Origin of the sequence: Endozoicomonas sp. (genome assembly GCF_031844845.1) — a bacterium.
In the GTDB taxonomy this organism is placed as follows: domain Bacteria; phylum Pseudomonadota; class Gammaproteobacteria; order Pseudomonadales; family Endozoicomonadaceae; genus Endozoicomonas.
In genome coordinates, this window is sequence record NZ_JAVRMB020000157.1 from 1 (window position 1) to 8,059 (window position 8,059).

Annotated in this window: 10 protein-coding genes; 4 read left to right on the forward strand and 6 right to left on the reverse strand. The window is 49.5% G+C overall.

The annotated features are described in order from the left end of the window. Positions 1-308 precede the first annotated feature (308 nt). From RM811_RS07970 to RM811_RS07980, 3 genes are all read right to left on the reverse strand, one after another. Complete coding sequence (locus tag RM811_RS07970; protein WP_402522682.1) at positions 309-1,565, reverse strand: sensor histidine kinase; 1,257 nt, start codon at positions 1,563-1,565, stop codon at positions 309-311. A gap of 71 nt (positions 1,566-1,636) precedes the next feature. Next, entirely contained in the window at positions 1,637-2,311 is a 675-nt protein-coding gene (locus RM811_RS07975; RefSeq protein WP_402522684.1) for a response regulator transcription factor, read from the reverse strand. Between the two features lie 44 nt (positions 2,312-2,355). Beyond that, on the reverse strand, positions 2,356-2,925 hold the full coding sequence (locus RM811_RS07980) for a DUF4136 domain-containing protein (protein WP_402522686.1): 570 nt from the start codon (positions 2,923-2,925) through the stop codon (positions 2,356-2,358). Between the two features lie 165 nt (positions 2,926-3,090). On the opposite strand from RM811_RS07980, the gene arsC reads away from it, so the two are divergent. Next, a complete protein-coding gene (gene arsC / locus RM811_RS07985) occupies positions 3,091-3,438 on the forward strand; it encodes an arsenate reductase (glutaredoxin) (protein ID WP_402522688.1) in 348 nt (115 codons plus the stop codon). Between the two features lie 369 nt (positions 3,439-3,807). On the opposite strand, the gene mreD is transcribed toward arsC, so the two are convergent. The 3 genes from mreD to RM811_RS08000 all read right to left on the reverse strand — a co-directional run bounded on the left by mreD (position 3,808) and on the right by RM811_RS08000 (position 6,330). Next, positions 3,808-4,293, reverse strand: a complete 486-nt coding sequence (gene mreD, locus RM811_RS07990) for a rod shape-determining protein MreD (RefSeq protein WP_402522691.1) — start codon at positions 4,291-4,293, stop codon at positions 3,808-3,810. Then, on the reverse strand, positions 4,293-5,210 hold the full coding sequence (gene mreC / locus RM811_RS07995) for a rod shape-determining protein MreC (RefSeq protein ID WP_402522694.1): 918 nt from the start codon (positions 5,208-5,210) through the stop codon (positions 4,293-4,295). Before mreC ends, mreD begins: the two co-directional genes overlap by 1 nt. Positions 5,211-5,292: 82 nt before the next feature. Continuing rightward, positions 5,293-6,330: a rod shape-determining protein gene (locus RM811_RS08000; RefSeq protein ID WP_402522696.1), complete on the reverse strand. Its 1,038-nt coding sequence runs from the start codon at positions 6,328-6,330 to the stop codon at positions 5,293-5,295. A 50-nt stretch (positions 6,331-6,380) separates the two neighbouring features. Here RM811_RS08000 and RM811_RS08005 point away from each other — a divergent pair, with 50 nt between their 5' ends. From RM811_RS08005 to RM811_RS08015, 3 genes are all read left to right on the forward strand, one after another. Continuing rightward, the gene (locus RM811_RS08005; protein ID WP_402522698.1) at positions 6,381-6,626 is read left to right on the forward strand and encodes a hypothetical protein; all 246 of its coding nucleotides are present in this window, start codon (positions 6,381-6,383) and stop codon (positions 6,624-6,626) included. A 44-nt stretch (positions 6,627-6,670) separates the two neighbouring features. Beyond that, on the forward strand, positions 6,671-6,958 hold the full coding sequence (gatC, locus tag RM811_RS08010; protein WP_402522701.1) for an Asp-tRNA(Asn)/Glu-tRNA(Gln) amidotransferase subunit GatC: 288 nt from the start codon (positions 6,671-6,673) through the stop codon (positions 6,956-6,958). A 67-nt stretch (positions 6,959-7,025) separates the two neighbouring features. Then, a partial coding sequence (locus RM811_RS08015) for an amidase (protein WP_402522703.1) occupies positions 7,026-8,059 on the forward strand: 1,034 nt, incomplete at its 3' end.

An 8,059-nucleotide genomic window follows, 5' to 3' on the forward strand; every position in this document is an offset into this window, starting at 1 on the left:
CCAGGCAGGTGATAAGAACCAGTCGATAAAGCATGGTCAATTCAACCCCGAACTGACAGACCTGCAGTTACAGTAGAACAATAAATGATGCAAAGGGTGACACAGCCACTGGATGATAAACACAACTCAATCAGACTAGCGCAAAATTTCAATATTCGTATTTTTAGTCTCTTCCAAAATAAAATGAGCCTGAAGTATCGGGCTCCCGGCACGTCAGCTTATTGAGACAACTCAGGCCGCGTCCGGATGATGACCTCGTTCCCATGCTCCGGATACCAGAACAAGGAGAAACCACGAATAATAGCCAGCTATGGCGCGCTCCCCGGGAATAAAGAAAAGTTAATGACTGCCCGGCAGCCTGTCTGGTCATCACGATTTTCAATGGAAAAATACCACCCTTGTCGTGTGCAGATGTCCCTGACCATCATTAACCCCAAACCATGACCATCATGTTCTTCAGGCGTATTGTCTGTCCCCGGGCCGGTATCAAAAACCGTAAAGCAGTGATTTTCCAACTGAAAGAGAACCTCTCCAGACTGGGTATAACCAAAAGCATTTTTAATCAGATTGCCCAGCAAAATCCTCACTACTGTTGCAGGCACGCCCAATGTAATCGACTCAGCAGCTATGGTTTTTACGACAATGGTTTTGTCCTGAATCAGCTGAAGATGTTCATCTATCAAGCGTTCAATAAAGCTCTGGTCAACAATAGTCCTGACGTCTGAAGGGAAAGGCTTTTGTCGCACCAGGCTCAGTAATGTTTCAGTGATGTCCTGCATATTCTGGCAGGAGTTTTCAAGCCGCTGCCGTTGTCTATCAATAAATACAGGCTCCCGTGAAACACCCAGCAACGTCGCAACACCAGACATCACCATCAACGGTGTGCGCAACTCATGGCTGACATAACGACTGAAAGCCCTTTCCCGTTGAATAGACGCGTATATTCTCAGACGATAGTCGTTCAGCGCCTCGATCAGTTCCGCCTGTTCTTCAGTTGTTATAGCTTCTGGCTTTATAGGCGTAAGATCATCCCCATGACTCTGCTTGATCACCCTTGCCAGCTCATGCAATGGAGCAGCCAGATGGCCGGAAATCCGGTAAATTAACCACCAGACGGCAAACAGTATGAATATTGAATAAAGGATCACACCCATTGTCAGAGACTGCTCTTCCATATCAGTCAACGTTATACGAGCACTGTCTTCAACAATAAAAAGCGGCTTTAACTGGCCATTGATCGTCATGGTCATGGCCATTACGGTGGCGGAATTTCCCTTCCCCGAATCCGGTTCCTGATAAGCAAAGTCTTCCACACCCTTCCAGTGGGCTGAAAATCGCTTTTGAAACTCAATCGGAGTACTTTCATAACGGTCATAAGCTACCGTCAGATGATCAAGCACCAGGGGGCCCAGAAAGCCCCGTTGATATTCACTGATAGCAAAGTCACTGAGATAAGCCAGCCTGCGGTTACTGACTTCATCTTCGGTAAAATGCAATGTGACAAAGAACAACAAAAAATTAATGACCAGCACAACAGCGGTTACGGCGCAAAAAACCAGTGTCATCTTCCATTGCAGGGAAAATAGCCTCCCTCTCGCCTTAAACCTGTTTAGCACCCTGAGAGTTCCCTGTATTTTCAATGTGCTGGCTGGAGACGATACCCTACCTTTGGCACCGTGGTAATCATGGCGTGTTTAAATGGCTTATCCACCGCGCCCCGAAGTTGATAAATATGGTTGCGCAGGGCATCCCCATCCGGTGGCTCATCCCCCCAAATGGCATACATCATCTCTTCACGGGTAACCAGGTCGGGAGCCTTGCTGATCAGCAGTTTGAGCAAGGTAAAGCAGGTAGGATTAAGTGAGATTTCCTGATCACTACGCCGGGCTGAGTGATTCCCCAAATCAAGCGTCAAATCTTCATAAACCAGAGAATCACTGAATGCTCCCGGACTGTTTCGGCGAACAAGAGCCTTCACTCTCGCTTCAAGGATTTTCAGATCAAACGGCTTCACCAGGTAGTCATCAGCCCCTTCATCAAAACCCTGCAGAGTGTCATCCGTGGTATCCCGGGCGGTCAGCATTAAAACCGGAGTAGTAACCCGTCGCTTTCTCAACTCGCGACAAACCTGATAACCATTCATGCCGGGCAACATGATATCCAGGATGATCAGGTCGAAATACTGCTCGCTGGCCAGTTCAAGGCCATGACGGCCATCTGCCGTATAGTCCAGCTGATGGCCGAAGGCTTCGAAGTAATCGAGAATGACTCCGGCAATTTCTCTGTTGTCTTCAATCAACAGCAGACGCATACCACGTTACCTGTATTTTCTGAAAAAGGTTATCTATACGGAATTCACTGCTTCGGCCTGGGAAAACCTTCAAGAATATGGTCTACAGCCTGATTAATTTTGACGGTCCGTTGTTCAGGAGAAAGGTCTTCCTGAATTCGGGCTCTTGAGCGCCCACGCCAGACAACATTTTTGGTTTCCGGATCAATAATATCAATGATCAGGGAGCCTTCTTCATACTCCTGCACACGGCTGTCGGTACTGACCCCCAGCCCCCATGGACTGAAACCATAGCCAAAAGAAGTCGTCACCTGTCGTTCTTCCCTGCGGGTTTTCTGGCTGGCAATGTAATTGACCAGAAAGTCCACTGCTTCCTTTTCTGAGTCGATGCGCTGAAAACCCTGACTCTCTAACACACCATCCACTGCACTATGCACCCGCTTATCCATCAGGGCTTCAAAGTGGTAGCCCATTTGCTTTGATTCCGAAGCAGGTTCGATCCAGCGATAGGACTTCATTCCCCCCAGTGAACGCTCAGTGTCATAGTCCCAGTCTACCTTTTGGGTGGCACAGCCGGTCAGAACCACAATAGAAATCGTGGTCAGCATCAGTTTCAATCGCTTTGCTCCGGACATGGTTTATCCCTCCCGTCAACACACAGATTTTCACCGTTGATAATGCCGTGTTTTGAAGTGGTTTCCGATGGCTATTACAAATGATTTGCAGAGAATCCCTCAGGGTTGATAGTCTTTGCGGAAAATATCTATATTCAGCAGCATTATTCCGTATACAGGCTATCTATGAGCGTTACTATCTATCACAACCCACGTTGTTCAAAATCCCGCCAGACTTTGACAATTCTGGAAGAACAGGGGCTGACTCCGGAAATTGTGTTGTACCTGGAAACACCACCGGATACGAATAAACTAAAGTCAATCCTGAGTCTGCTGGACATTAGTGCCCGTGACCTGCTACGTAAAGGAGAGCAGGAGTTCAAGGATAACAATCTTAAAGATGCATCTCTGACCGAAGAACAACTGATCAACTTCATGTGTGAATACCCGAAATTGATTGAACGCCCTATCGTGATCAATGGTCAAAAAGCAAAAATTGGCCGTCCACCAGAGTCAGTTCTTGAAATTTTGTGAAGCCTCGCTCCCACGCTTTTAGGCCCTGTGGGTCCTGCGAGGTTGTCGCAAAAGGTATTCGATGCTGTTTTATACCACTTCCGTCTTTCCCGCGCAGGAGCCTGTCGCAAAAGATTGAAAATGCCGATCCCCCCGCCTTCGCGGGGATGACGGTGTGAACCTCATTCCCACGCTCTGCGTGGGAATGCATAGCCAACCACAGGAATCGTGTCTGTGGTTGGGTCCTGGCGCTACCACGCAGAGCGTGGAGGGTTTTGGACAACCGCCTTCGCGAGGATGACGGCCGGGGGGTGTTTTGCCCTTTTGCGACACCCTCCTTCGCGGGAAAGACGGAGGGGGTAGAAATCGGCATTCAAGACCTTTTCGGGACTAAATCACACGAAAATAACGTCTCAAATAGCGTAACCCGGACATCACCCAGGGCCAGATCACCGCACTGGAAACACAAGGCAGAAGATACCAGACGGATGGAATAGTATCCCCGGTTGCACTGCGCACCCAAAGGAGTAACAGCTGGTAAAAACCAACCATTAAAAACACCATAAATGCTTGCTGCCAGACAGGAAAAAGCCTCAGCCGTCGTTGCATGCTGAGCACAATAAAGGCCACCATTACCATACCCAGAGAGTTCAGGCCAAACAGACTTCCCTGAAAGACATCCAGCAACAGGCCGGTGACAAAGGCAAACAACAGACCGAATCGTTCCGGCAAAGCCAGAACCCAGTAAATGACCACCAGGGGCACCCATGCCGGGCGAATCAGTGATAACCACTCAGGTAATGGCATGATACTGAACATCGCAGCCACCAGCAGGGTCATCCATACAACCCAGTGGGCATTAGCCTGCTGAACCATTATTCCTGAGCCTCATCCGATTTTTTCACCTTTCCTGCCTCTATCTCCACTGACTCTATCAGCTCTGAGACTTCCCGAAAGACCAGAAGTACAACCCGGCTTCGATTCACTTCTGCAAGAGGACGCACTTCAATGGTGGCAAAAGCGTCACCGGGTTTATGCCTGACCTGAGTAACCACACCGACGGGATACCCTTCCGGATAAATACCACCAAGACCGGAGCTGGTTAACAGATCACCTTCCTGAAAATCCTCGGTAACCGGAATATGCAGCAATTCAAGACGATCAGTCCGGCCGGTACCGGCAGCAATAGCCCGATACTTGGTTCGGTTATTCTGAACAGGAATACGAGCAGCCATATCAGTCAGCATCAACACCCTGCTGCTCACAGGACTGACTTCAATCACCTGCCCCATAACACCATGGGCATCCAGAATGGCCTGACCTTCGTAGACTTTATCGAAAGAGCCTTTATTGATGACCACTCGATGCCTGAATGGATCCGGATCCACACCGACGACTTCTGAGACTAACACCTGTTCATCCACCAGCTCGGAAGAATTCAGCAACTCTTTCAGGCGAATATTCTGAGCAGTCAGAGAAGCCAGTTTCTGGACTTTCTGTTCAAGAATCAGACTTCTGGCTTTCAGACGGGCATTTTCCTGCAACAGATCGTTCCGTGACATAACGACTTGTGACGCCGTTCCCCAGATACGTCCGGGCAGATCCGCAAGAAATAAAACGGGAGTAGCAGCAACGGTGAGCCATTGACGAACCTGCGACAGTGCTCGATAGCTGTGATCAAAATACAATAGTGCCAGTGACAGAATGATCAGCAGAATAAATCGGGTAACCAGGGACTGGCCTTGACTGAAAATCGGTTTAATAACCTGCTCCTTACCAGGCCAAAATAGCAAATCAGCAATACCTCCAAAGACGTATTGCTGATCATTTTACCAACACTTTTTCACTAACAGACTAACAGCGACTGCGTCTCAATTAATCAGTGGATAAAAGATCCATACGGTGTTTATCCATCATCTCAATCGCCCTGCCGCCCCCACGGGCTACGCAAGTGAGAGGGTCTTCAGCCACCAGCACTGGCAAGCCGGTTTCTTCACTGATCAGTTTATCCAGATCCCGCAACAATGCACCACCACCGGTCAGCACCAGACCACGCTCAGCAATATCCGACGCCAGTTCGGGTGGAGACTGCTCCAGAGCACTCTTTACTGCCTGAACAATCGCTGTCAAAGACTCCTGAAGTGCTTCCAGAATCTCACCGCTGTTCAAGGTAAAGCTCCGTGGAATACCCTCAGCCAGGTTACGACCGCGAACATCAATTTCAAGAAGCTCATCACTGGGATAAGCGATGGCAATTTCCTGCTTGATGCGTTCAGCGGTAGCATCACCAATGAGGCTGCCATAGTTGCGACGAACATAAGTCACAATCGCATCATCAAAGCGGTCACCACCAATGCGTACAGACTCGGAATAAACCACACCGCTAAGGGAGATAATAGCAATCTCAGTGGTACCACCACCGATATCCACCACCATGGAACCAGTGGCTTCTTCAACCGGCAGACCCGCACCAATGGCTGCCGCCATGGGCTCTTCAATCAGATACACTTCCCGTGCACCGGCACCGAGTACCGATTCACGAATGGCCCGCTTTTCAACCTTGGTTGACTTGCAGGGCACACAGACCAGCACTCTCGGGCTGGGCTGGATAAAACTGTTCTCATGCACTTTATTGATAAAGTGCTGGAGCATACGCTCACAGACATCAAAGTCCGCAATCACGCCGTCCTTCATTGGCCGTATTGCGGTAATATTACCGGGAGTCCGACCCAGCATCCGTTTGGCATCGGTACCCACGGCAACTACGCTCTTCTGAGAGCCCATATTCCGGATGGCAACCACGGAGGGTTCATTTAACACTATGCCCTTTTCACGGACATAAACTAGTGTGTTGGCAGTTCCAAGGTCGATCGAGAGATCGCTGGAAAACAGGCCGCGTAACCTTTTTAACATGTTATGGTGTACCTTGATTCAAGGCTTTAATAGTTACAGAAACTCTAACAATGCTGTCTCCTGAGGGCAAGCAGCAATTGTGCGTGTGGGAACTGTGCCTGAATTATTCATATCAGGAAAAGTACTCAGACAAAGACCCCGTTACCGGGATGTACCGAAAAAACAGGTCACTGTCCATGTATTTTTCCAACGGAGAGCGTACTGTTTTCACAACAATTCGCGCTCTGTTTACCTTTTCTGTAGAGTCAACTCAGGTAACTTCCCGCATACATATCCATGAAACCCTTGAGAAATAAGTGGATAGCCCATACATTAACCTGTTATTTATCTGGAGAAACCCATGGCCATCGACGCCTCTGGAGTCAAAAAGGTTACACACCTTGCACGTCTGTCCATTGACGACGATGCAGTGGAAGCAACCACCGCCACCATCAGCAGCATACTGGAACTGGTTGATAGAATGCAGGCCGTAGACACCCGGGGAGTTGAACCCCTCGCGCACCCACTGGACGCCATCCAGAGACTACGGGCGGATGAAGTAACAGAAGGCAATCAACGTGAACAGCTGCAAAGCTGTGCTCCTGCCGTTGAAGAAGGCCTCTTTCTGGTGCCTCGTGTTATTGAATAAGCCTCTTCAATAACATTCTTCAACACTACTCTTTACTACCAAAAAGCCTTCCAACCGACTGAATCCCATGTACGATAAAACCATTGCAGAACAAAGCCAGGCATTAGCCAGTGGCGAAATATCCAGCGTCGAGCTGACACAACATTATCTTGACCGAATCAAACAGTTTGATGGTGACATTAATAGCTTCATCACCGTCACCGAAAAAATTGCCATAGAACAGGCTAAAGCAGCCGACCAGCGTCGTGCCGCTGGCGATGCCAATGCCATGACCGGCATTCCCATTGCTCATAAAGACCTGTTTTGCACAGAAGGTGTAAAAACCTCCTGTGGCTCAAAAATGCTGGACAACTTTATTGCCCCCTACGAATCCACCGTCACCGGTAAATTCAAAGAAGCCGGAGCGGTAATGCTGGGCAAAACCAATATGGATGAGTTTGCCATGGGCTCTTCCAATGAGAACAGCCATTATGGTCCGGTTAAAAACCCCTGGGACAAAACAGCCATTCCCGGTGGATCATCCGGCGGCTCAGCCGCAGCGGTAGCCGCATTGATGGCCGCTGGCGCCACAGGTACAGATACCGGTGGTTCTATCCGCCAGCCAGCGTCCCATTGTGGCATTACCGGCTTAAAGCCAACCTATGGACGAGTATCCCGCTATGGCATGGTGGCTTATGCTTCCAGTCTGGATCAGGCCGGTCCAATGACGCGCTCCGCCCGGGACGCCGCTATCATGCTGAACACCATGGCAGGCTTTGACTCCAGGGATTCTACCTGTCTGGACCGGGAAGTGCCGGATTACACGGCAACACTGAATGACTCACTGGAAGGCCTGACCATCGGTCTGCCAAAAGAGTATTTCACCGCCGGACTGGACAGTGAAGTAGAGCAACAGATTCGCAATGCGATCGCTGAATATGAAAAGCTGGGTGCCAACATTAAGGAAGTCAGCCTGCCCAACGCCGAACTTTGCATTCCTGCCTATTATGTTATTGCTCCGGCAGAAGCGTCTTCCAACCTGTCCCGGTTTGATGGTGCCCGTTTTGGTTACCGCTGCGAAGACCCGAAAGACCTGATGGATCTTTATACCCGCAGCCGGAG